This is a genomic window from Nocardioides sp. SYSU D00038 (assembly GCF_016924665.1).
Classification (GTDB): Bacteria; Actinomycetota; Actinomycetes; order Propionibacteriales; family Nocardioidaceae; genus Nocardioides.
This window is the reverse complement of sequence record NZ_JAFFJT010000026.1, coordinates 1-22,072: the sequence shown is the minus strand read 5'-3', so window position 1 is coordinate 22,072 and position 22,072 is coordinate 1. Positions and strand designations below refer to the sequence as shown.

The window sequence follows — 22,072 nt, the reverse complement described above, 5'->3', positions numbered from 1 at the left end:
CGTCCCCTCAGCCGCCCGCTCCGAGCAGCGCCGCGGCCTCGTCGACGGTGTCGACGAGGTGGACGTGCGGCTCCATGGCCCGGCCCCTGGCCAGCGAGCGCAGCATCGGCCAGAGCGGGAGGACCTCGGTCCAGTACTCCCGGCCCACCAGCACCATCGGCGTCACGGAGGCCTCGTCGGCGTAGTAGTTCTCGCAGGCGTCCTGGAACACCTCCTGCACGGTGCCGGCCGCGCCGGGCAGGAACGCGATGCCCGCGTCGCAGACCTCGAGCAGGATCGCCTCGCGCACCGCGTTGCGGAAGTACTTGGCGATCACGGTGCCGAACACGTTGGGCGGCTCGTGGCCGTAGTGCCAGGTCGGGATCGCCAGCGAGTCGCGGCCCTCCGGGTGCCGCTCGCGCACGGCGAACGCCGCCGCGACCCACGGCTCGACGGGTGCGAACCCCGGCACGGTCGCCAGCGTGGCGAGCGCCTCGGTGACCGCCTCGGCCGGCTCGTCGGCCAGCCAGCAGCCCAGGTTGGCCGCCTCCATCGCGCCCGGGCCGCCGCCGGTCGCCACCACGTGGGTGCGGCCGAGGCGGTGGCCGAGCCGGGCCGCGGCGGCGTAGTCGGTGGTGCCGCGGCGCAGCGCGTGGCCGCCCATCACGCCCACCAGGCTGCGCGGGCGCACCCACGCCTCGAGCGCCTGGTCGATGGCGTGGTCGTGCAGGGCCCGGGCCAGCGCGTCCTCGCGGCAGGCGGGCAGTGCGGCCCACGCGTAGGCGCGGGCGTCGAGCGAGGCGGGGTAGGACGGGTCGTCGTAGAGCTCGGCCGCGGTGTAGAGCGTGGTGCGGTGCACGTCGACCGGCGGTTCGTGGGCGACCTGCGGGGCGTCGGCCGGGGTGATCCGGTGGTGGGTGGGCCTCACGGCGGCGAACCTACCGCTCGGCCCACCCCACCCCGGGCGGTGCTCAGAAGGCCGCGGCCATCAGCTCCCCGAACAGGTCCTGCTCGTCGACCTCGAGCCCCCGGGCCCGGAACCAGGTGCACATGTTGGTGCAGTCGCGCAGCAGGTAGTCCATCCCGTTGGCGTTGCCGACCAGGTCGACGACCTGCGGCAGGTCGATGACGACGAGCCGGTCGCCGGCGGCCAGGATGTTGTAGGGCGACAGGTCGCCGTGCACCAGCCCGTGCTCCACCAGCCGGGTCATCGCGTCGCGGAGCTGGTCGAAGTACGACGCCAGCAGCTCCGGGTCGGGGCGGGTCTGGGCCAGCCGCGGCGCGGTGTCCCCGTCGACGGTCACCCACTCCATCAGGATCTCGGTGCCGTCGATCTGCACGGGGTAGGGCACCGGGAGCCCCATCTCCCAGCAGCGGTTCAGCGCCGTCCACTCCGAGGTGGCCCACTCGCCGGCGGCGACCAGGCGGCCGAAGGTGCTCTTGCGCTTGATGGCGCGGTCGTCGCGCGACCGCTTCATGCTGCGGCCCTCGGTGTAGGACGCCGAGCGATGGAAGTCGCGGTGGTCGGTGCCGCGGTAGCGCTTGGCCGCCATCACGACCGCGCCGTCGGGGTCGTGGGGGTCGGCGCGCTCCAGCAGGAAGACGTCGGCCTCCTTGCCGGTCTTGAGGATGCCGAGCTCGGTGTCGACGGCGCCGCGGGAGGTCACGACCCAGTCGGGGCGTGGCTCCGGGCCGCGGCACAGCGGCTCGACGTCCCACCAGGTCGACCAGCGCTGGCCGTCCTCGAGGTCGTCGTAGGCGTCGAAGTCGAAGACGAAGCGCTCGTCGATGCCCGCGAGCGCGTCGGGGCGCTCGACCTCGGGCAGGCGGACGAGGTTATCGGAGTGGTACTGCTCCCCGGTCGGGGTGAGGTCGCGAGTCATCGCTGGGGGTGCTCCAGGAAGTGAGAAGGATTCGGACTGAGGGCAGGCCGAGGACAGTCGTGGTCATGTCACTTCTCCTTCCGGGTGCGGTGGGCCCGCGGTCGCGGTGCCCGGCTCCCGTCCATGGTGGGGACGGCCGCCGCAACCGCAACCGAATTGCGGGTGGTCTGGTCCGCACCGGGGCCGGGGTGGGCTACCGTCGGCCGGTGCCCGTAGTGCCCCGACCGTCCGTGCGCCCCCTCGCCCTCGTCGCGGTCGTGGGGGCCGCGGTGACCCTGCCCCTCCTCGGCGGTGCGAGTGCGCCGGCAGCGGTCGAGCGGGTGCCGGCGCCGGTGGTGGGGAGCCCCGGGATCGGCGACGCCTACTTCCCGCTCGACGGCAACGGCGGCATCGACGTGCGCCGCTACCGGATCCACGACCGCTACGACTTCCGCACGGGTCGGCTGAGCGGTCGCACCCGGATCACGCTCACCGCCACCACGACGCTGCGCCGGTTCAACCTCGACCTGCTGCTGGGCGTCGACTCGGTGACCGTCGCCGGGCGGCCTGCCGCCTGGCGCAAGCCCAACCGCCACGAGCTTCGGATCATGCCTCGCCGGCCCCTGGCCGCCGGCCGCAGCGTCGACGTGGTGGTGCGCTACCACGGCCACCCGGACCGGATCGCGTGGCAGGGGGAGCGCAGCTGGTTCGCCGACCACGCCGAGGTCGCCGCGGTCAACCAGCCGCACATCGCCCCCTGGTGGTTCCCCGCCAACGACCACCCCCGCGACCGGGCCGTGGTCGACGTGCGGATCACGGTGCCGAAGGACAAGCGGGTGATCTCCAACGGGCGCCTGGTGTCGCGGCGCGTCCACGGCCGGCTCGCCACCACCCGGTGGCGCGCCGCGGAGCCGATGGCGCCGTACCTCGCCTTCTTCACCGCCGGGTCGTTCCAGGTCGCGTCGGGACGTGCCGACGGCCGCCCCTGGTACCACGCCGTCTCGACCCGGCTGCCCCCCTCGGTGCGCGCGGGCGCGATGTCGCAGCTGCGCCGGACGCCGGAGATCGTGCGCTGGCTCGAGCAGCGGCTCGGGCCCTACCCCTTCTCGACCATGGGCGGCGTCGTGAGCGGGGTGCAGACCGAGTTCGCGCTCGAGAACCAGACCCGCCCGGTCTACGCGCCCTACGCCACCGGCACCGAGACCGTCGTGCACGAGCTGGCGCACCAGTGGTTCGGCGACAGCGTCGCGCTGCACGCCTGGCGCGACATCTGGCTCAACGAGGGGTTCGCGACGTTCATGGAGTGGGTCTGGTCCGAGACCCACGGCGAGGGCACGGCGGACGCCCGACTGCGGGCCTACCACGCCGGTCGGGAGCCCTCGGCGTGGGCGTTCCGGATCGGCGACCCCGGCCCCGGTCGGCTCTTCGACAACGAGGTCTACACCCGCGGCGCCGCCACCGTGCAGGCGCTGCGCAACCGCCTCGGCGAGACCGACTTCTGGGCCGTGGTGCGGGCCTGGCTCGCCGAGCGGCGCTCGTCCACCGGCACGACCGCCCAGCTCCGGGCGGTCGCCGAGCGGGTCAGCGGCCAGGACCTCGACGCGTTCTTCTCCGCCTGGCTGCTCTCGGGGAAGAAGCCGGCCGCCACCGCCGCGATGGGCCTGGGCTGAGCGGACGCTGGCGCCGGCCGGTCCGGTCCGTGGGCCGGCGGGGCCCGGTAGTCACGGACGTTCGGCACGTCGTCCCCGCCGTTCGGGGTGCCGAACGTCCGTGACTACCGCACGGGTCGCCCGTGACTGCGACACCCTGGTGCGTGGGGTCGGCCTAGCGGACGCCCCACGAGTAGGTCTGCTTGCGCAGCCGGAGGTACATGAAGGTCTCGGTGGAGGCGACGCCGGGGATGCGGCGGATCCGCTGCGAGACGGTCTCGAGCAGGTGCTCGTCGGTCTCGGCGACCACCTCGGCCAGGACGTCGAAGCCGCCCGCGCAGATCACGACGTAGTCGACCTCGTCGAGGTCGGCGAGCGCATCGGCCACCGGCTCGAGGGCGCCGCTGACCTTGATGCCGACCATCGCCTGGCGGGCGAAGCCGAGCTCGAGCGGGTCGGTCACCGCCACGACCTGCATGACGCCGGCGTCGACCAGGCGCTGCACGCGCTGGCGCACCGCGGCCTCGGAGAGCCCCACGACCTTGCCGATCGCGGCGTACGAGCGCCGGCCGTCCTGCTGCAGCTGCTCGATGATGCCCTTCGACACATCGTCGAGCGGCACCGCTGGTCGCTCCTGCCTGCGGGTCATGAGGCGCAACCGTAGCGGCTCAGAGCTGGCCCCACGCCTTGTCGAGGACGCTGCGCAGGATCTGCTCCATCTCCTCGAAGTGCTCGGGGGTGCTGATCAGCGGTGGCGCGAGCTGGATCACCGGGTCGCCCCGGTCGTCGGCGCGGCAGTAGAGCCCCTCGGCGTAGAGCTGCTTGGAGACGAAGCCGTAGAGCAACCGCTCGCACTCCTCGGCGGTGAAGCTCTCGCGGGTGGTGCGGTCCTTGACCAGCTCGATGCCGTAGAAGTAGCCGTCGCCGCGGACGTCGCCCACGATCGGCAGGTCGAGCAGCCGCTCCAGCGTCGAGCGGAAGGTGCCCTCGTGCTCGCGCACGTGCTCCAGCACCCCCTCGGCCTCGAAGGCGTCGAGGTTGGCCAGGCCGACCGCGGTGGCGACCGGGTGGCCGCCGAAGGTGTAGCCGTGGGCGAACATCGCGCCCTCCTCGAGGAACGGCGCCATCAGCCGCTCCGAGGCGATCATCGCCCCCAGCGGCGCGTAGCCGGACGTGATCCCCTTGGCGCAGGTGATGATGTCGGGCTGGTAGCCGTAGCGCTCGGCGCCGAACACGTGCCCGAGCCGGCCGAAGGCGCAGATCACCTCGTCGGAGACCAGCAGCACGTCGTGCTGGTCGCAGATCTCGCGCACCCGCTGGAAGTAGCCCGGCGGCGGCGGGAAGCACCCGCCGGCGTTCTGCACCGGCTCGAGGAAGACCGCCGCGACCGTGTCGGGGCCCTCGGCCTCGATCGCCACGCCTACCTGGTCCGCCGCCCAGCGGCCGAACGCCTCGGGGTCGTCGCCGTGCAGCGGCGCCCGGTAGAGGTTGGTGTTCGGCACCCGGAAGGTCGAGGGCACCAGCGGCTCGAACTGCTGCTTGAGGCCCGGCAGGCCGGTGATCGACAGCGCGCCGTGGGTGGTGCCGTGGTAGGCGATGCTCCGGCTGATCACCTTGTGCTTCATCGGCTTGCCCACGAGCTTGAAGTAGTTCTTGGCGAGCTTCCACGCCGACTCCACGGCCTCGCCGCCGCCGCTGGTGAAGAAGACCCGGTCGAGGTCCCCGGGGGCGTACGCCGCGACCCGCTCGGCGAGCTCGATCGCCGAGGGGTGGGCGTAGGACCACAGCGGCATGAAGGCCAGCTCGGCGGCCTGGCGGGCCGCGGCCTCGGCGAGGTCGGTGCGGCCGTGCCCGAGCTGGGAGACGAACAGTCCGGCGAGCCCGTCGAGGTAGCGCCGGCCCTGGCTGTCGTAGAGGTGGACCCCGTCGCCACGCACCATGACCGGCACGTCGGCGGCGTCCGGCCCGGCGTAGGAGCCGTGCCGGGTGAAGTGCATCCACAGGTGGTCCTTGGCGGCCCGCTGGAGGTGGTCGTGGTCGAGCGTCATGGCGTCATCGTGCGCGCCCGACCGGCGGTCCAGCAAGCCGAAGGCGCATGGATCCGTGGCAGCAGGCGCGATTTGTTGCGGATTTCGTCGTCAATCCCGGCTCCCGGGGCTCCCGACCGCGGCTCCGGCCCCCTAGGGTCGGGTCATGGCCGACCAGACCTTCCACAACATCGTCGCCGGTGAGCGCGTGGCCGCGGCCGACGGCGCGACGTACGACGTCGTCGACCCCACGACCGGCGAGGTCTACGCGACCGCGCCGATGTCCGGCGCCGAGGACGTCGACCGCGCCTACCGCGCCGCCGCCGACGCCTTCGAGACCTGGAGCGACTCCACGCCCAAGGACCGGCAGCGCGCGCTGCTCCGCATCGCCGACGCGATCGAGGCGCGGGCCGACGAGCTGACCGCGGTCGAGTCGCGCGACACCGGCAAGCCGCTCGGGCTGACCCGCAGCGAGGAGCTCGACGTACTGGTCGACCACGTGCGCTTCTTCGCCGGCGCCGCGCGGGTGCTGGAGGGCCGGTCGGCGGCGGAGTACATGAGCGACCACACGTCGTTCGTGCGCCGCGAGCCGATCGGCGTGGTGGGCCAGGTGACGCCGTGGAACTACCCGCTGATGATGATGATCTGGAAGATCGCGCCGGCCCTGGCCGCCGGCAACACCGTGGTGCTCAAGCCCAGCGACACCACGCCCGCGAGCTCGACCGTGCTCGGCGAGCTGTGCCAGGAGTTCCTGCCGCCCGGCGTGCTCAACGTCGTGTGCGGCGACCGCGACACCGGTCGCGCGCTGGTCGAGCACCCGACGCCCCAGCTGGTCTCGATCACCGGCTCGGTGCGGGCCGGCATGGAGGTCGCGTCGTCGGCCGCCCGCGACCTCAAGCGCACCCACCTCGAGCTCGGCGGCAAGGCGCCGGTGGTGGTCTTCGACGACGCCGACGTCGAGAAGGCCGCGGCCGGCATCGCCGAGGCCGGCTACTTCAACGCCGGGCAGGACTGCACCGCCGCCACCCGGGTGCTCGCCGGGCCTGGGGTCTACCGCGACTTCGTCGACGCGATCACCGAGCAGGCCAAGGAGACCCGCACCGGCATGCCCGACGACGAGGACGTGCTCTACGGCGCGCTCAACAACGCCGACCAGCTCGACCGGGTCACCGGCATGGTCGACCGGCTGCCCGACCACGCGACAGTCGAGGCCGGCGGCCGGCGGCAGGGCGACCGCGGCTACTTCTACGAGCCCACCGTGCTCGCCGGGCTGCGCCAGGACGACGAGCAGGTGCAGCAGGAGATCTTCGGCCCGGTGATCACCGTGCAGCGGTTCTCCGACGAGGCCGAGGCGCTGGCCTGGGCCAACGGCGTCGAGTACGGCCTCGCCTCCAGCGTGTGGACCACCGACCACGGGCGGGCCATGCGGATGGCGCGCAAGCTCGACTTCGGCTGCGTGTGGATCAACACCCACATCCCGCTGGTCGCGGAGATGCCCCACGGCGGCTTCAAGCACTCCGGCCACGGCAAGGACCTCTCCATGTACGGCCTCGAGGACTACACCCGGATCAAGCATGTCATGTCCTACATCGGCGACTGAGCGCCGCGGTCTCGGCGCGCTGCCGGCGTTGTCGGCACTCGACGGCCCGCTCCGCTCCAAGGCCGCCTTCGTGCCTCCGCCTTGGCAGCACACCGATCTCACGACGCTCAGCGAGCATCGAGCCGGCGACCACAACCGACGAACGCGGTCGTATCGGGCCGACTGAGACCCAGCGAGACGAAAGGCAACCTGTTCATGAAGATCCTGCTCATCGGCGCCGGCGGCGTCGGAGGCGCGTTCACGGCCATCGCGGCCCGGCGCGACTTCTTCGAGGCGCTCGTGGTCGCCGACTACGACCTGGCGCGGGCGGAGCGGGCGGCCGCCACCGACCCGCGCTACGTCGCTGCGCAGGTCGACGCCTCCGACGCTGCGTCGGTGACCGCCCTGTGCCGCGAGCACGGCATCACCCACGTGATGAACGCCGTCGACCCGGTCTTCAACATGCCGGTCTTCACCGGTGCCTTCGAGGCGGGCGCCGACTACCTCGACATGGCGATGTCGCTGTCGAAGCCGCACCCGGAGCGGCCCCACGAGCTGTGCGGGGTCAAGCTCGGCGACGAGCAGTTCGCCGTGGCCGGGGAGTGGGAGGCCGCCGGCCGCCTCGCGCTGGTGGGCATGGGCGTCGAGCCCGGCCTCTCCGACGTGTTCGCGCGCTACGCGGCCGACCACCTGTTCTCCGAGATCGACGAGCTCGGCACCCGCGACGGCGCGAACCTCGTGGTCACCGACGACGACGGCAACGAGATCTTCGCGCCGTCGTTCTCGATGTGGACCACGATCGAGGAGTGCCTCAACCCGCCGGTGATCTGGGCCGGCGACGGCAAGGGCAACGGCGACTGGCACACCACCGCGCCGTTCAGCGAGCCGGAGGTCTTCGACTTCCCCGAGGGCATCGGCCCGGTGGAGTGCGTCAACGTCGAGCACGAGGAGGTGCTGCTGATGCCGCGCTGGGTGGACTGCAAGCGGGCCACCTTCAAGTACGGCCTCGGCGAGGAGTTCATCACCATCCTCAAGGTGCTGCACACGCTCGGCCTGGACCGCACCGAGAAGGTCCGGGTCAAGGGCGTCGAGGTCTCGCCGCGCGACGTGGTGGCCGCGGTGCTGCCCGACCCGGCCACCGTCGGCCCGCGGATGCGGGGCAAGACCTGCGCCGGCCTGTGGGTCACCGGCCGCGGCAAGGACGGTGCCGAGCGGTCGACGTACCTCTACCACGTGGTCGACAACGAGTGGACGATGCGCGAGTACGGCCACCAGTGCGTGGTCTGGCAGACCGCGGTCAACCCCGTGGTCGCGCTCGAGCTGCTGGCCCGCGGTACCTGGTCGGGAGCCGGTGTGCTGGGCCCGGAGGCGTTCGACGCCGTGCCGTTCCTGGACCTGCTCACCGAGTACGGCAGTCCCTGCGGCACCCAGGAGCTCTGACGGTCCCGCCCGTCCGCCGCCGACCCGGCGCCAGGTGCGGCCAGGGCTCGCCGACCCGGCGTCGATGGACGCCGGGTCGGCGTTCCGCGACGTCGACAAGCGCCGGGTCGGCGAGGAGCCCGCGGGTCAGACCAGGCCGGTGGCGTCGAAGACCCAGGACGTGTCGGCGGTGGCGAGGCCCTCGACCCACGAGGCGGGGGCCTGGCTCATCACCGCGCCGTAGTCCCAGTAGTCCTTCCAGAGGCTGACCCGGCCCTCGCGCACCCGGTGGACGCTGCAGAACGGCAGGGTCAGCACCTCGCCCGAGACGAAGGTCCAGGTCTCGGAGTGCTCGTAGATGACGTGCTCGCCGTCGGCGACCAGCAGCCCGTCGTGGTTCTCGTAGCCGGCGAGCTCGCCCCAGCCGACGCGCAGCCGCGCGGCGATGTCGCCGGGTCCGCGGGCGGCCAGGGTCGGCCCGACCGGCACGTCGAGGTAGATGCAGTCGTCGGTGACCCAGCCGGCGATGCCGTCGTAGTCGCGGTCCGAGAGGGTGCGCCACAGGCCCCGCACCGCCTCCTCGGGCGAGCGCGTCACCGGATCGGCCGGGAGCGCGGTCACGAGGCGGGCACCCGGCGCGCCCGGCGGGGGAGCGGGTCGCGGGAGACCTCGCCGTGGCGCAGGAACCGGCCGGTGCGCTCGCGGCCGAGCACGTCGGTGGCCGCCCCGTCGCGGCGCACCACCCGGCCGCCGACCATCACCAGCGGCACCGTGGCGTCGTTGCGGTTGACCATCCGCGAGAGCCCGTCGTACTGGTCGACCGGCGACTCGGCGTAGTCGGTGAGGCTGTCGTCGAGCCGGCCGGGGTCGAGCAGGAACAGGTCGGCCCGGTCGCCCTCGCGCAGGTGGCCGGCGTCGAGGCCGTACCAGTCGGCGAGCTCGCCGGTGAGCCGGTGCACGGCGTGCTCGACGGTCATGAACGGCCGGCCCTCGCGCTGGGCGTCGACAACGTGCTTGAGCAGCCGCAGGCCGAAGTTGTAGAAGGCCATGTTGCGCAGGTGGGCGCCAGCGTCGGAGAAGCCCATCTGGATGCCGGGCTCGCGGGCGATCCGGCGCAGCAGCGCCGGGCGGTGGTTGGAGATCGTGGTGCGCCACCGCACCGCGGTGCCGTGCTCGAGCACCAGGTCGAGGAACGCGTCGACCGGGTGCTGCCCGCCGCGCTCCACCCCCACCTGGCCGAACGACTTGCCGACCACCGAGGCGTCGGGGCACGCGACGATCTCGGCGTCGAAGAAGTCGCGGTGCCAGACCCGCGGGCCGTACTTGCTCTCGTAGTCCTTGCGGAACCGGGCGCGGTACGCCGGGTCGCGCATCAGCTGGTCGCGGGCCAGCTTCTCCTGCAGGTGCAGGGCGGCCGCGCCCGAGCCGAACTCCTCGAAGATCACCAGGTCGATGCCGTCGGCGTAGACCTCGAACGGCACCGGCAGGTGCTGCCACCGGAAGTCCGCGCCCAGCCGGTTGACGAGGGCGGCCAGGCCGCGCATCAGGTGGATCACGAACGGGATCGCCTTGATGTCGGCGGCCGAGAGCAGGCTGGTCTTCAGCGGCCGGCGCCACAGCCCCACCGATCCGAGCGCCTGGGTCAGGATCGTGTGCGGGTGGCTGGCGTCGGGGCCGGCCTGCAGCACCCGGCGCCGCCGGCGCAGGATCGAGCGCAGCCGCCGCATCTCGCGGCTCCTCGCGTACGTCGACGGCAGGGTGCGCGAGCGGCAGGCGTCGCCGTCGAGCTTGTCGAACAGCAGCTGCTGGGCCGACATGCCGACGAAGCCCGCGTCGAGGGCCTCGGTGAGCAGCTGCTCCATGCGGGCCTGCTCGCCGCCGGACGGGCGGACCTCCTTGCGGGTCGCCCGGTCCAGGCCCATCGTGGCCGTGCGCAGGTCGGAGTGGCCGACGAAGGCGGCGAGGTTGGGCCCGAGCGGCAACCGCTCGAGCGCGTCGACGTACTCGCCGGCGCTGCGCCAGGTCTGGTGGGCCTGCACCGAGCGGATCACGTGCTGGCGGGGGATCGCCTCGACCCGGCCGAACAGGTCGCCGGCGTCGACCGGCCCCACGTGCACGGTCGAGAGCGAGCACGAGCCCAGCAGGATCGTGGTGACGCCGTGCCTCAGCGACTCCTCGAGCGCGGGCCCCTCGAGCACCTCGACGTCGTAGTGGGTGTGGATGTCGACCATCCCCGGGAGCACCCACCGGCCGGCGGCGTCGACGACGTCGGGGCAACCGGTCTCGTCGAGCGGCGCCGACGACACGGTCGCCACCCGGCCGTCGCGGATGCCGAGGTGACGCCGCTGCGGGGCGGCGCCGGTGCCGTCGAACCACAGGCCGTCGCGGAGGATCGTGTCGTAGGTCACCCCGTGATGGAACCGCCCGGATTGACGCGCGTCAAGTACCTCGGGTCGGCCGGAGGCCAGGCCCGGAGCCGGGCCGGGTCAGGCGGTGGCGGCGAACGCCTCGGCCACCACGGCGAGTCCCTCGTCGAGCAGCTCGTCGGTGATCGCCAGCGGCGGGAGGAACCGGATCACGTTCCCCCAGGTGCCGCAGGTCAGCGTGACCACCCCCTGGGCGTGGCAGTGGGCGGCGACCGCGGCGGTGCGCGCGGCGTCGGGCTCGGTGGTGCCGGGCCGGCAGAGCTCGACGGCCATCATCGCGCCGCGGCCCCGGACGTCGGCGACGACGTCGTGCTCCTCGGCGATGGCGCGCAGCCGCGCGCCCAACCGCTCGCCGACCGCCCGGGCCCGGCCCACCAGGTCGTGGCTGCGCATCTCCTCGATCGCGCCGAGCGCGGCGGCGCAGGCGACCGGGTTGCCGCCGTAGGTGCCGCCGAGGCCGCCGGCGTGGACGGCGTCCATCAGCTCCGCCCGACCGGTGACCGCGGCGAGCGGGAGCCCGCCGGCCATCCCCTTGGCGGTGGTGACCAGGTCGGGCACGACGCCCTCGTGGTCGCAGGCGAACCAGTCGCCGGTGCGGCAGAAGCCGGTCTGGATCTCGTCGGCCACCAGCAGCACGCCGTTGTCGGTGCACCACCGCGAGACCGCCGGCAGGAAGCCCTCGGCCGGCACCACGAAGCCGCCCTCGCCCTGCACCGGCTCGATGACCACGCAGGCGAGGTTGCCCGCCCCGACCTGCTTCTCCAGCACGTCGATCGCGCGTGCCGCCGCGTCGGGGCCGCTGAGGGCGTCGCGGAACGGGTACGACATCGGGGCGCGGTAGACCTCGCCGGCGAACGGCCCGAAGCCGTTCTTGTAGGGCATGTTCTTGGCCGTCATCGCCATCGTGAGGTTGGTGCGACCGTGGTAGGCGTGGTCGAAGACCGCCACGGCGTCGCGGCCGGTGGCGACCCGGGCCACCTTGACGGCGTTCTCGACCGCCTCGGCCCCGGAGTTGAACAGCGCCGACTTCTTGGGGTGGTCGCCGGGGGTCAGCCCGGCCAGCTCGGCGCACACGTCGACGTAGCCGTCGTAGGGCGTGACCATGAAGCAGGTGTGGGTGAACGACGCCGCCTGGGCCACCACCCGCTCGACCACCGCCGGGGCGGCGTTGCCGACCGTGGTGACGGCGATGCCCGAGCCGAGGTCGATGAGCGCGTTGCCGTCGACGTCGACCAGCACCCCGCCGCCGGCCTCGACGACGAACACGGGGAGCACGGTGCCGACGCCGTCGGCGACGTGGGTGCGCTTGCGCTCCAGCCTGGCCCGCGACCCCGGGCCGGGGATCTCGGTGACGATCCTGCGCTGCTGGGGAAGGGTGGGTCCGCCGCTCATGCGCACACGGTAGGCCCCCGTGCCCCGCGGTGTGCACCGCGGCCGGCCGGGTTGAGAGGATCGTCCCCGTGACAGCTCGCCGTGACGTCGTGGTGCTCGGGTCGACCGGGTCGGTCGGCACCCAGGCCCTCGACGTGGTCCGCGCCAATCCCGACCGGTTCCGGGTCGTCGGGCTGACCGCCGGCGGGGGCAACCGCGAGCTGTTCGAGGCCCAGGTCGCGGAGTTCGCGCCGGGCTGCCCCGACCTGTTCGCCGGGCTGGGTGGGGTGGCCTCCACCGAGGCCGCGGCCCGCCCCTGCGACGTCGTGCTCAACGGCATCACCGGCGCCGTCGGCCTGCGCCCCACCCTGGCCGCCCTCGAGGCCGGCCGCACCCTGGCCCTGGCCAACAAGGAGTCACTGATCATCGGCGGTCCGCTGGTGCTCGAGCGGGCCGTGCCCGGTCAGATCGTGCCGGTCGACTCCGAGCACTCGGCGCTGGCCCAGTGCCTGCGGGGCGGGGCCCCGGAGGAGGTACGGCGCCTGGTGCTGACCGCCAGCGGGGGACCGTTCCGCGGCCGCTCCCGCGACGAGCTCGCGGGCGTCACCCCGGAGCAGGCGCTGGCCCACCCCACGTGGGACATGGGCCCGGTCGTGACCATCAACTCCGCGACCCTGGTCAACAAGGGCCTGGAGGTCATCGAGGCCCACCTGCTCTTCGGGATCCCCTTCGACCGGATCGAGGTCGTGGTGCACCCCACGAGCGTCGTGCACTCGATGGTGGAGTTCGTCGACGGCTCGACGCTGGTGCAGGCCAGCCCGCCCACCATGCTGATCCCGATCGCGCTGGGGCTGGCGTGGCCCGACCGGGTGCCCGACACCGCACCGCCGGTCGACTGGACCCGGCCGGAGACGTGGGAGTTCCACCCGCTCGACGACGAGGCGTTCCCGGCGGTCGCGCTGGCCCGCGAGGCCGGCACCCGCGGCGGCACCGCCCCGGCGGTCTACAACGCCGCCAACGAGGTGTGCGTCGAGGCGTTCCGCTCCGGCCGGCTCGGCTTCGACCGGATCGTCCCGACGATCGCCGACGTGCTCACCCGTCACGACGTACCCTCGGGGGAGCCCGGGTCCCTGACCGTCGACGACGTGCTCACCGCGGACGCGTGGGCACGAGCGACGGCGGCCGAGCTGCTCGGCCTGGAGGAGACGTAGATGGACGCGCTGGTGTGGTTCCTGGGAGCCGCGTTCTTCCTGGTCGCCATCCTCGTCTCGATCGGCCTGCACGAGCTCGGGCACATGATCCCGGCCAAGCGGTTCGGTGGGAAGGTCACCCAGTACTTCATCGGGTTCGGCCCGACCGTGTGGAGCCGGCAGGTCGGCGAGACCGAGTACGGCGTCAAGGCGATCCCGCTCGGCGGCTACGTCAAGATCGTCGGCATGCTGCCGCCCGCGGCCGCCGACCTCGCCGACGAGGTCACCTACGACGCCGACGGCAACCCCGTCACCCGGGTGCGCAAGTCCAACACCGGCATGTTCACCCAGCTGATCTCCGACGCCCGCGCTGCGGAGTGGGAGCTGGTGGGGGCCGACGACGCCGACCGGCTGTTCTACAAGATGCCGTGGTGGAAGAAGGTCGTCGTCATGGGCGGCGGCCCGACGGTGAACATCCTCATCGCGTTCGTCTGCTACCTGCTCGTCTTCAGCCTCTACGGCAACCCCGGCGAGGTGGAGGCGGACGAGGGCCGCCCGGTCGTCGACCAGGTCTCCGACTGCGTCATCCCCTACCGCGAGCAGCGCACCGTGTGCGAGCCCGGCGACCGGCCCAGCCCGGCGTCGGAGGCCGGGCTGCAGCGAGGCGACGTGATCACCGCGTTCAACGGCACCGACGTCGAGAGCTGGGGCCAGCTGCGCGGCCTGATCCGCGACAACGCCGACGGCGACGCGGTGATCACCTACCTGCGCGACGGCCAGGAGCGCACCGGCCGCACCAGCACCACCGTCGAGCTCCGGCCGGAGTCGGAGACCGACGAGACCCTGGTCGAGGTCGGCTTCCTCGGCGTGGTGCCGACCACCCACCGGGTCACCGGAGGCCCGCTGTACACGCTGGGCCAGATGGGCCACATGACGGTCGACGTCGCCCAGGCGCTGACCCAGCTGCCCGTCAAGGTCTGGGGCGTCGCCAAGGCGATCGTGGGGGTCGAGGAGCGCGCCGAGGACAGCCCGGTCAGCATCGTCGGTGGCAGCCGCCTGGCCGGCGAGGTCGCCGCCCACGACGAGATCGACGTGCCCGAGAAGGTGGTGTTCTTCGCCACCCTGGTGGCCGGCTTCAACTTCTTCATCGGCATGTTCAACTTCCTGCCGCTGCTGCCGCTCGACGGCGGCCACATCGCCAGCGCGCTGTTCGAGGCCGCCCGGCGCGGCTGGGCCCGGCTGCGCCGGCGTCCCGACCCCGGCTACGTCGACGCCGCCAAGCTGCTGCCGGTCGCCTACGTCGTCGCGCTCGCCATGATCGCGATGGGCGGCGTGCTGATCATCGGCGACATCGTGGTGCCGGTGAAGCTCGGCTTCTGAGCCTGCCGGCCGCCGTCGCCGGTTCTGCCCGGCCGACACCCCGCCAGTAGCCTTGGGGCATGACCGAGATCAGCCTGGGCATGCCCGCGGCCCCGCCGCCGGTGCTCGCCCCCCGCCGCCGTACCCGCCAGATCCAGGTGGGCAAGGTCGGGGTCGGCAGCGACCACCCGATCTCGGTGCAGTCGATGACGACGACGCTGACCTCCGACGTCAACAGCACCCTCCAGCAGATCGCCGAGCTGACCGCCTCGGGCTGCGACATCGTGCGGGTGGCCTGCCCGAGCCAGGACGACGCCGACGCGCTGCCGGCCATCGCCCAGCACTCGCAGATCCCGGTGATCGCCGACATCCACTTCCAGCCCAAGTACGTCTTCGCGGCCATCGACGCCGGCTGCGCGGCGGTGCGGGTCAATCCCGGCAACATCCGGCAGTTCGACGACCAGGTCAAGGAGATCGCCCGGGCCGCCAAGGACCGCGGCACCTCGATCCGGATCGGCGTCAACGCCGGCTCCCTCGACAAGCGCCTGCTGGAGCGCTACGGCAAGGCCACGCCGGAGGCGCTGGTCGAGTCGGCGGTGTGGGAGGCGTCGCTGTTCGAGGAGCACGACTTCCACGACTTCAAGATCTCGGTGAAGCACAACGACCCGGTCGTGATGGTGCGGGCCTACGAGATGCTCGCCGAGCGGGGCGACTGGCCGCTGCACCTCGGCGTCACCGAGGCCGGCCCGGCGTTCCAGGGCACCATCAAGTCGGCCACCGCCTTCGGCGCGCTGCTCAGCAAGGGCATCGGTGACACCATCCGGGTCTCGCTCTCCGCGCCTCCGGTCGAGGAGGTCAAGGTCGGACTGCAGATCCTCGAGTCGCTCAACCTCCGGCCGCGCCGCCTCGAGATCGTCTCGTGCCCCTCGTGCGGCCGCGCGCAGGTCGACGTCTACACGCTGGCCGAGCAGGTGACCGCCGGGCTCGACGGCCTCGAGGTGCCGCTCCGGGTCGCCGTGATGGGCTGCGTCGTCAACGGCCCCGGCGAGGCCCGCGAGGCCGACCTCGGCGTCGCCTCCGGCAACGGCAAGGGCCAGATCTTCGTCAAGGGCGAGGTCATCAAGACCGTGCCGGAGTCGCAGATCGTGGAGACCCTGATCGAGGAGGCCATGCGGATCGCCGAGGGCATGGAGGCCGTCGACGGCGCCGAGGCCCAGGTCACCGTCGGCTGACGCGCCGGCGTCCACAGCCGGCCCGCGGTCTGGTGACGCTGTGGTGCCGGGGCCGTAGGCTCGCCCCGTGCTGACCACCCGCCACGGGGTGCGCCCCCTGGGGGCGTCCGACCTCGACGCCTTCCTCGAGCTGACCGCTCGCGACCCGGTGGTCAACGTCTTCGCCGAGCACCGCGCCCGCACCACCAACCTCGAGCCGCGCTGGCTCGGAGGGGAGGTGTGGGGCCGGTTCGAGGGCGGCGAGCTGGTCGCGGCCTGCCACGTCGGCGCCAACCTGGTGCCGGTGCAGGCCGGGCCCGACGACGCCCGCGCGTTCGCCGAGCGGGCGCTGACCCGCGGCCGCACGGTGTCGACGATCGTCGGCCCGCACGACGCGGTCGACGCGTTCTGGCACACCGTCGCGGAGAGCTGGGACCGGCCTCGCGACCTGCGCTGGCGCCAGCCCCACCTCGTGCTCGACGCCGACCCGCTGGTCGCGCCCGACCCCCAGGTGCGACGCACCACCCGCGCCGACCTCGACGAGGTCTACCCCGCCTGCGTCGCGATGTACACCGAGGAGGTCGGCGTCTCGCCGGAGGTCGGCGGTGGCGCCGAGCTCTACCGCGCACGGGTGCTCCAGCTGATCAACCGGGGCTGGTCGTTCGCCCGCTTCGACGAGGGCCGGTTGGTGTTCAAGGCCGAGGTGGCCTGCGCCTCACCCCACGCCGCCCAGATCCAGGGCGTCTTCGTGCCGGCCGACCGCCGCGGCGAGGGCCTCGCCGTTGGGGGGATGGCCGCGGTCGCCGCGCTGGTGCGCGCCGAGATCGCCCCGGTGGTCTCGCTCTACGTCAACGAGTGGAACACCCCGGCCCGCGCCGCCTACGCCCGGGCCGGCTTCCACGAGACGGCCCGGTTTTCGACCGTCATGTTCTGAGCCCGTGCCCGGGCGCGCGGGTGGCGGCCCGCGCCCCGACCAGGGCCGCGGCCACGACGAGCACCGCACAGGTCAGGGCCACCGCTCCCAGCGGCAGCCACGGCACGGTCATCGCCACCCCGCCGACGTCGCGGGTGGTCGCGTGCCGCACCAGCCACCCCACGAGGACGACCACCGCAGCGCCGACGAGCAGGCCGGCCCCGCCCGCCAGCGCCGCCTCCCACACGGCGGCCCGCCGCACCTGGTCGCGGGTGGCGCCGAGCAGGTGGACGACGCGCAGCTGCCGTCGCCGCTGGGAGGCGCCGATCAGCACGGCGTTCACGATCGCGATCCCGGCGTAGAGCCCGGCCGGCCCCAGCAGGACCCACAGGCCCAGGGCGTTGCCGCTGCGCGCCGCCCGGTCGGTCTCCTCGATCCAGGTCTCCGCGGTGAGCACCCGGTCCGGCCCGCGGAGGTCGGTGGCGAGCGTGCGCGCGAGCGCGGCGAGGTCGGTGCCCGGGGTCGGCACGACGTACACCGGGCCGCTCGCCGTAGGGGCGCCGTCGGCGACCGTGGGCGGCACGACCACGTCGCCGTAGAGGTCCGGGGCGTCGCGGACCACCGCGACCACGCGGAGCGGCACCCGCCGTCCGTCGACCCGGGCCCGCACGGTCTCGCCGAGCCCCGTGCCCGAGTCGGTCGCCCAGGTCTCGGAGACGGCGACCGCCCTGCCCCGGAGCGCGGCGAGGTCGCCGCGCACGGCCACCAGCCCGCGGGCCCGGGTCGCGGCCCCGACCTCGACGACGTCGACCTCCTCGCGGCTGTCGCCGAGCACCAGCGAGACCCGCCGCCGGACATCGGCGACGTCGACCCCGGGCGTCCGTCCGACGGCGGCCGTGGTCGCGGGGTCGGCGGTGTCGACCACCAGCGCCGCGCGCAGCTGCTCGCGGTTGAGCGCCGTGGTCCAGTCGGCCGTGAAGCTGAGCGCGACGATCATCGAGCCGCCGATCGCCGAGATCGCGAGCACCGGTGCGGCCAGTGCAGCGGGCGTGCGCACCGCGGTCCGGACGTGGTCGCGGGCCAGCCGGGCGGCGACGTCGCGGCCGGCGAACGGGCGGCCGAGCAGGCCGGCGAGCGCAGGGAAGACGAGGCCGCCGACGCACATCACGCCGACGACGACCACCTCGGGCAGCAGCACCGAGGTGACCAGGGCGAACAGCGGCGCCATCGACGAGGCCAGCACGACCGGCACGGCCACCGCCCCGGCGCAGAGCGCCGCCACGACCAGCTGCGTCCAGCTCGGCCGGCGCCGCTCCACGGACGCCTCGAGCAGCGCCGCGCCGGGCGCGATCCGCGCGGCCCGACGGGAGGACCGGTGTGCGCCGAGCAGGGCGACCACCACCCCGCTGGGCACCGCCGCCACCCAGGCGATCCACGGGGCCGGCGCCTCCAGCGCGAGCGAGGTCACGCCGCGGTCGCGCAGCAGCCAGAGCGCCCCCGGGGTCAGCACGGTGGCCGCCAGGCAGCCGACCACCGAGGCCGGGACCGCGACCACCACAGCCTCGCCCAGCACGGTGCGCCGCACCTGCCGGGGGGTCGCTCCCAGGAGCCGGAGCAGCCCGAGCTCGCGGTGACGGGTGGCGACCACGAACCCGAAGGTGCTGCCGACCACGAAGAGCGCCATGAACAGCGCGACCGCCGACATGATGCCGAACAGCGCCGAGAGGTCCTCGAGCTCCAGCCGGTCCTCGGGTCCGACCCCGGCGGCGCCGCGGGTGGCCTCCACGGCGGCGATGACCGAGGCGGTCAGGCCGATGAGCACGATGCCGAGCGTCAGCGCGACGAACGCGCCGGCGTAGGGCTGCCACGACCGGCGCACGGTGTGCCGGCTCACGTGGCGCATCATCGCTCGAGCTCGCTCATCGCCGCGGCGATCCGGGTGGCGTCGGCACCCTGCAGCCGCCCGACGACCAGCCCGTCGCCGAGGAAGAGCACCTCGTCGGCGTACGACGCCGCCAACGGGTCGTGGGTGACCATCACGACGGTCTGAGCCTCGTCGTCGACGACCCCGCGCATCAGCTCGAGGACCGCACGGCCCGAGGCGCGGTCGAGGGCGCCGGTGGGCTCGTCGGCGAACAGCACGGCCGGACGCGCGTGCAGCGCCCGGGCGATCGCGACCCGCTGCTGCTGGCCGCCGGAGAGCTCCGGGGGCCGGCGCCGGGCCACGTCGCGCAGGCCGACCCGCTCGAGCGCGGCGAGCACGGCCTCGCGGCGGACCGGGAGCCCCGCCAGCCGCGCGGGCAGGGCGACGTTGTCGTGGGCGGTGAGCGCGTCGAGCAGGTTGTAGGCCTGGAAGACGAAGCCCATGGTGCTGCGCCGGAGCCGGGTGAGGGCGGTCTCGTCGAGCCCGTCGAGGGCGGTGCCGGCGACGGTCACCCGGCCGCGGGTGGGCCGGTCGAGCCCCGCGGCGACCTGGAGCAGCGTCGACTTGCCCGACCCCGACGGGCCCATCACGGCGGTGAACGTGCCCCGCCGGAACGCGTGGGTCACGCCGCGCAGCGCGGCGACGTCGCCGCCCCGCGAGCGGTAGGTGCGGGTGACGCCGTCGAGGGCGACGGCCACCTCGGCGTACCGGGGGTCGCCGTGGGGGTCGCCGTGGGGGACGCCGTGGGGGGTCGGGGCCGGTGGAGGGAGGGGTGCGGTGGTCATGCGACCAGCCCACCGGGTGGCCGCCCGAACAGCACTGGTCCGCGCGCGACTCCCGGGGTAGCGCGTGCGCTACCCCGCGGACGCCGCGATCCTCCTAGGGTTCGGGAGGTGACGACCCACGACGACGCCTGGGCCGCCCTGCGCGGCCGCCCCTGGCGGCTCGTGCTGTCGCGGTGGCCGTGGCGCGCGCTGGCCTACCTCGTGACGACCGTGCCCGTGGGCCTGGTCTCGCTCGTGGTGCTGCTGCTGGTGCTCGGGGTCGGGCTGCTGACGCTCGTGGTCGTGGTCGGCGTGCTGGTGCTGGCCGGGGTGCCGCTGCTCGCCGCGGTGGTGGCGGCCCTGGAGCGCCGTCGGCTGCGGCTGGTGCTGCCCCGACCGGGAGAGGCGCAGGTGCCGTCGTTGCGCACCCTGCTCCGCGCGCGTCGGAGCCTGCCGGTGGCCTGGCGCGAGGTGGGCCACCTGGTGCTGCTGGCCGTCGTGCTCTGGGCGGTGGACGCCGTCGTGGTGCTGTTCTGCGTGACCGTCCCGGTCGTGCTCCTCGCCGCCCCCTGGCTCTCCCGCGTCGACCGGCTCGCGATGCTGGGCTGGCAGATCGACACCCCGGGCGAGGCCTGGTTCGCCGCCCTCGGACCGGGGCTGGTGGCGCTCACCGCGAGCGCCTACCTGGTCACCGGCCTGGCGGTCGGGCAGGCCGCTCTCGCGCGCGTGCTCCTCGACCCGCAGGAGGCCCGGCTCAGCGCCGCCGTCGCCGAGCTGCGCCGGTCGCGGGTCGACCTGGTCGACGCCTTCGAGACCGAGCGGCGCCGGATCGAGCGCGACCTCCACGACGGCGTCCAGCAGCGGATGGTCGCGCTGACGATGACCCTGGGCCGGGCCGAGCTCGACGTGCCCGACGGCCCCGGGCTGGACCTGGTGCGGGCCGCGCACCGCCAGGCCGAGGACGCGCTCGAGGAGCTGCGGACCACCATCCGCGGGATCCACCCCCGGGTGCTGGTCGACCACGGGCTGGTCGCGGCGGTCCACGAGGTCGCGGACCGCTCGCCGGTGCCGGTCGACACCCGGCTGGTCCTGCCCGGCCGGCTCCCGCCGGCGGTCGAGGCGGCGGCGTACTTCGTGGTCAGCGAGGCGCTGACCAACGTCGCCCGCCACTCCGGCGCCCGCAGCGCGCAGGTGCACGCGTGGGTCGAGCAGGGCAGGCTGGTGCTCACCGTCGGCGACGACGGGGTCGGCGGCGCCGACCCCGCGCGCGGCACCGGGCTCGCGGGGCTGGCCCTGCGGCTCGAGGCGCTCGACGGCCGGCTCGACGTCGCCAGCCCCGCCGGTGGCCCGACGGAGGTGAGGATGGAGTGCCCGCTGCACGCGCCCTGAGGATCGTGCTGGCCGAGGACGGCGCGCTGCTGCGCGAGGGACTCGTCGGCATCCTCGAACGTGCCGGCCACGAGGTGGTCGCGGCCGTCGGCGACGCCGAGGCCCTGCTCGCGCACGTGGCCCACGCCCGGCCCGACGTGGTGGTCACGGACATCCGCATGCCGCCCGACCACTCCGACGAGGGCCTGCGCGCAGCGGCCACGATCCGGCTCCGCCACCCGGGCACGGCCATCCTGGTGCTGTCGGCCTACGTCGCCGACGCCTACGTCGCCGACCTGCTCGACTCCACCCCCGGCGGGGGAGTGGGCTACCTGCTCAAGGACCGGGTCGGGCACGTCCGCGAGTTCCTCGAGAGCCTCGACCGGGTCGCCGAGGGCGGCACCGTCGTCGACCCCCAGGTGGTCCGCCAGCTGCTCGGCCGTCGTCGGGCCGACGGCCCGCTCGCCGCGCTGACCGAGCGCGAGCGCGAGGTCCTGGCGCTGATGGCCGAGGGACGGACCAACGGCTCGATCGCCGAGCAGCTCGTGGTGAGCGAGGCGGCCGTGCGCAAGCACGTCGGCGGGATCTTCGCCAAGCTCGACCTCGACCCTGCCTCGGACCGCCGGGTCTCGGCCGTGCTGACCTGGCTGCGGGGCTGACACGGCGGCCGGCCCTGTTGGGGGTGGCGAGGCGACTCGCGCCCGGGCGCGGGTCGGGCCGCGGTGAGCACGCCGCCGTTCGACGGGGTTCGGAGGGGGCTGACCGCTGCCCGGGCGGCGGGGCGGGCAGCGGTGAGCACGCCGCCGTTCGACCGGGGCTCACCCACCGCTGCCCGGGCGGCGGGGGGGGCCCCCCCCCCCGCCCCCCGGCCCGGGGGGGGGCCCCCCCCCCCCCCCCCCCCCCGGCGGGCGCCGCCCCCCCCCCCCCCGCCCCCCCCCCCGCGGGCCCGGGTCGCGGCCCCGACCTCGACGACGTCGACCTCCTCGCGGCTGTCGCCGAGCACCAGCGAGACCCGCCGCCGGACATCGGCG

18 protein-coding genes are annotated in these 22,072 nt (G+C 74.1%); 9 read left to right on the top strand and 9 right to left on the bottom strand.

All coding sequences use genetic code 11. The features are described from left to right. Positions 1-7: 7 nt before the first annotated feature. Both JT721_RS21830 and JT721_RS15680 read right to left on the bottom strand, forming a co-directional pair. Positions 8-907, bottom strand: a complete 900-nt coding sequence (locus JT721_RS21830) for an LOG family protein (protein ID WP_205474200.1) — start codon at positions 905-907, stop codon at positions 8-10. Positions 908-950: 43 nt separating this feature from the next. Then, entirely contained in the window at positions 951-1,862 is a 912-nt protein-coding gene (locus JT721_RS15680; RefSeq protein ID WP_205474199.1) for a serine protein kinase RIO, read from the bottom strand. Positions 1,863-2,068: 206 nt separating this feature from the next. Between JT721_RS15680 and JT721_RS15675 the strand changes: the two genes are divergently transcribed. Continuing rightward, positions 2,069-3,511: a M1 family metallopeptidase gene (locus JT721_RS15675; protein ID WP_205474198.1), complete on the top strand. Its 1,443-nt coding sequence runs from the start codon at positions 2,069-2,071 to the stop codon at positions 3,509-3,511. 154 nt (positions 3,512-3,665) lie between these two features. Here JT721_RS15675 and JT721_RS15670 read toward each other — a convergent pair whose 3' ends face one another. Both JT721_RS15670 and JT721_RS15665 read right to left on the bottom strand, forming a co-directional pair. Next, complete coding sequence (locus JT721_RS15670; RefSeq protein WP_205474197.1) at positions 3,666-4,139, bottom strand: Lrp/AsnC family transcriptional regulator; 474 nt, start codon at positions 4,137-4,139, stop codon at positions 3,666-3,668. Positions 4,140-4,158: 19 nt separating this feature from the next. Continuing rightward, entirely contained in the window at positions 4,159-5,538 is a 1,380-nt protein-coding gene (locus JT721_RS15665; RefSeq protein ID WP_205474196.1) for an aspartate aminotransferase family protein, read from the bottom strand. A 145-nt stretch (positions 5,539-5,683) separates the two neighbouring features. Between JT721_RS15665 and JT721_RS15660 the strand changes: the two genes are divergently transcribed. Continuing rightward, positions 5,684-7,117 (top strand): gamma-aminobutyraldehyde dehydrogenase, encoded by a 1,434-nt coding sequence (locus JT721_RS15660; protein ID WP_205474195.1) that lies wholly within the window; start codon positions 5,684-5,686, stop codon positions 7,115-7,117. 195 nt (positions 7,118-7,312) lie between these two features. After that, positions 7,313-8,536, top strand: coding sequence for a saccharopine dehydrogenase family protein (locus JT721_RS15655; protein WP_205474194.1), 1,224 nt, complete (start codon positions 7,313-7,315; stop codon positions 8,534-8,536). Positions 8,537-8,662: 126 nt separating this feature from the next. On the opposite strand, the gene JT721_RS21825 is transcribed toward JT721_RS15655, so the two are convergent. The 3 genes from JT721_RS21825 to gabT all read right to left on the bottom strand — a co-directional run bounded on the left by JT721_RS21825 (position 8,663) and on the right by gabT (position 12,333). After that, positions 8,663-9,136: a limonene-1,2-epoxide hydrolase family protein gene (locus JT721_RS21825; protein ID WP_205474193.1), complete on the bottom strand. Its 474-nt coding sequence runs from the start codon at positions 9,134-9,136 to the stop codon at positions 8,663-8,665. Further along, complete coding sequence (locus tag JT721_RS21820) at positions 9,133-10,923, bottom strand: amidohydrolase family protein (protein ID WP_205474192.1); 1,791 nt, start codon at positions 10,921-10,923, stop codon at positions 9,133-9,135. Before JT721_RS21820 ends, JT721_RS21825 begins: the two co-directional genes overlap by 4 nt. Before the next feature lie 78 nt (positions 10,924-11,001). After that, positions 11,002-12,333 carry a 4-aminobutyrate--2-oxoglutarate transaminase gene (gene gabT, locus JT721_RS15640; RefSeq protein WP_205474191.1) on the bottom strand — a complete coding sequence of 444 codons (1,332 nt, stop codon included), beginning with the start codon at positions 12,331-12,333 and terminating at the stop codon, positions 11,002-11,004. Positions 12,334-12,401: 68 nt separating this feature from the next. Here gabT and JT721_RS15635 point away from each other — a divergent pair, with 68 nt between their 5' ends. The 4 genes from JT721_RS15635 (at position 12,402) to JT721_RS15620 (ending at position 17,006) form a co-directional block, all read left to right on the top strand. Beyond that, positions 12,402-13,523 (top strand): 1-deoxy-D-xylulose-5-phosphate reductoisomerase, encoded by a 1,122-nt coding sequence (locus tag JT721_RS15635; RefSeq protein ID WP_205474190.1) that lies wholly within the window; start codon positions 12,402-12,404, stop codon positions 13,521-13,523. After that, positions 13,524-14,882: an RIP metalloprotease gene (locus tag JT721_RS15630; RefSeq protein WP_205474189.1), complete on the top strand. Its 1,359-nt coding sequence runs from the start codon at positions 13,524-13,526 to the stop codon at positions 14,880-14,882. A 59-nt stretch (positions 14,883-14,941) separates the two neighbouring features. Further along, positions 14,942-16,093: a flavodoxin-dependent (E)-4-hydroxy-3-methylbut-2-enyl-diphosphate synthase gene (gene ispG / locus JT721_RS15625; protein WP_205474188.1), complete on the top strand. Its 1,152-nt coding sequence runs from the start codon at positions 14,942-14,944 to the stop codon at positions 16,091-16,093. Positions 16,094-16,160: 67 nt separating this feature from the next. Then, positions 16,161-17,006, top strand: coding sequence for a GNAT family N-acetyltransferase (locus JT721_RS15620; protein WP_205474187.1), 846 nt, complete (start codon positions 16,161-16,163; stop codon positions 17,004-17,006). On the opposite strand, the gene JT721_RS15615 is transcribed toward JT721_RS15620, so the two are convergent. Together JT721_RS15615 and JT721_RS15610 are read right to left on the bottom strand one after the other, a co-directional pair. Beyond that, positions 16,996-18,879, bottom strand: coding sequence for an FtsX-like permease family protein (locus JT721_RS15615; RefSeq protein ID WP_205474186.1), 1,884 nt, complete (start codon positions 18,877-18,879; stop codon positions 16,996-16,998). The two genes, JT721_RS15620 and JT721_RS15615, sit on opposite strands and share 11 nt — an antisense overlap. An 8-nt stretch (positions 18,880-18,887) precedes the next feature. After that, positions 18,888-19,694: an ABC transporter ATP-binding protein gene (locus JT721_RS15610; RefSeq protein WP_205474185.1), complete on the bottom strand. Its 807-nt coding sequence runs from the start codon at positions 19,692-19,694 to the stop codon at positions 18,888-18,890. Between the two features lie 108 nt (positions 19,695-19,802). On the opposite strand from JT721_RS15610, the gene JT721_RS15605 reads away from it, so the two are divergent. Then, on the top strand, positions 19,803-21,062 hold the full coding sequence (locus tag JT721_RS15605; RefSeq protein WP_205474184.1) for a sensor domain-containing protein: 1,260 nt from the start codon (positions 19,803-19,805) through the stop codon (positions 21,060-21,062). Beyond that, the gene (locus tag JT721_RS15600) at positions 21,041-21,700 is read left to right on the top strand and encodes a response regulator (protein ID WP_374220891.1); all 660 of its coding nucleotides are present in this window, start codon (positions 21,041-21,043) and stop codon (positions 21,698-21,700) included. Before JT721_RS15605 ends, JT721_RS15600 begins: the two co-directional genes overlap by 22 nt. Positions 21,701-22,072: the final 372 nt, after the last annotated feature.

What these genes read in the sequence shown, in the direction of transcription:
- JT721_RS15680 (WP_205474199.1), bottom strand. Translation starts at nt 1,862, where the DNA reads ATGACTCGCGACCTCACCCCGACCGGGGAGCAGTACCACTCCGATAAC.
- JT721_RS15670 (WP_205474197.1), bottom strand. Translation starts at nt 4,139, where the DNA reads ATGACCCGCAGGCAGGAGCGACCAGCGGTGCCGCTCGACGATGTGTCG.
- JT721_RS15665 (WP_205474196.1), bottom strand. Translation starts at nt 5,538, where the DNA reads ATGACGCTCGACCACGACCACCTCCAGCGGGCCGCCAAGGACCACCTG.
- JT721_RS15660 (WP_205474195.1), top strand. Translation starts at nt 5,684, where the DNA reads ATGGCCGACCAGACCTTCCACAACATCGTCGCCGGTGAGCGCGTGGCC.
- JT721_RS15655 (WP_205474194.1), top strand. Translation starts at nt 7,313, where the DNA reads ATGAAGATCCTGCTCATCGGCGCCGGCGGCGTCGGAGGCGCGTTCACG.
- gabT (WP_205474191.1), bottom strand. Translation starts at nt 12,333, where the DNA reads ATGAGCGGCGGACCCACCCTTCCCCAGCAGCGCAGGATCGTCACCGAG.
- JT721_RS15630 (WP_205474189.1), top strand. Translation starts at nt 13,524, where the DNA reads ATGGACGCGCTGGTGTGGTTCCTGGGAGCCGCGTTCTTCCTGGTCGCC.
- ispG (WP_205474188.1), top strand. Translation starts at nt 14,942, where the DNA reads ATGACCGAGATCAGCCTGGGCATGCCCGCGGCCCCGCCGCCGGTGCTC.
- JT721_RS15610 (WP_205474185.1), bottom strand. Translation starts at nt 19,694, where the DNA reads ATGACCACCGCACCCCTCCCTCCACCGGCCCCGACCCCCCACGGCGTC.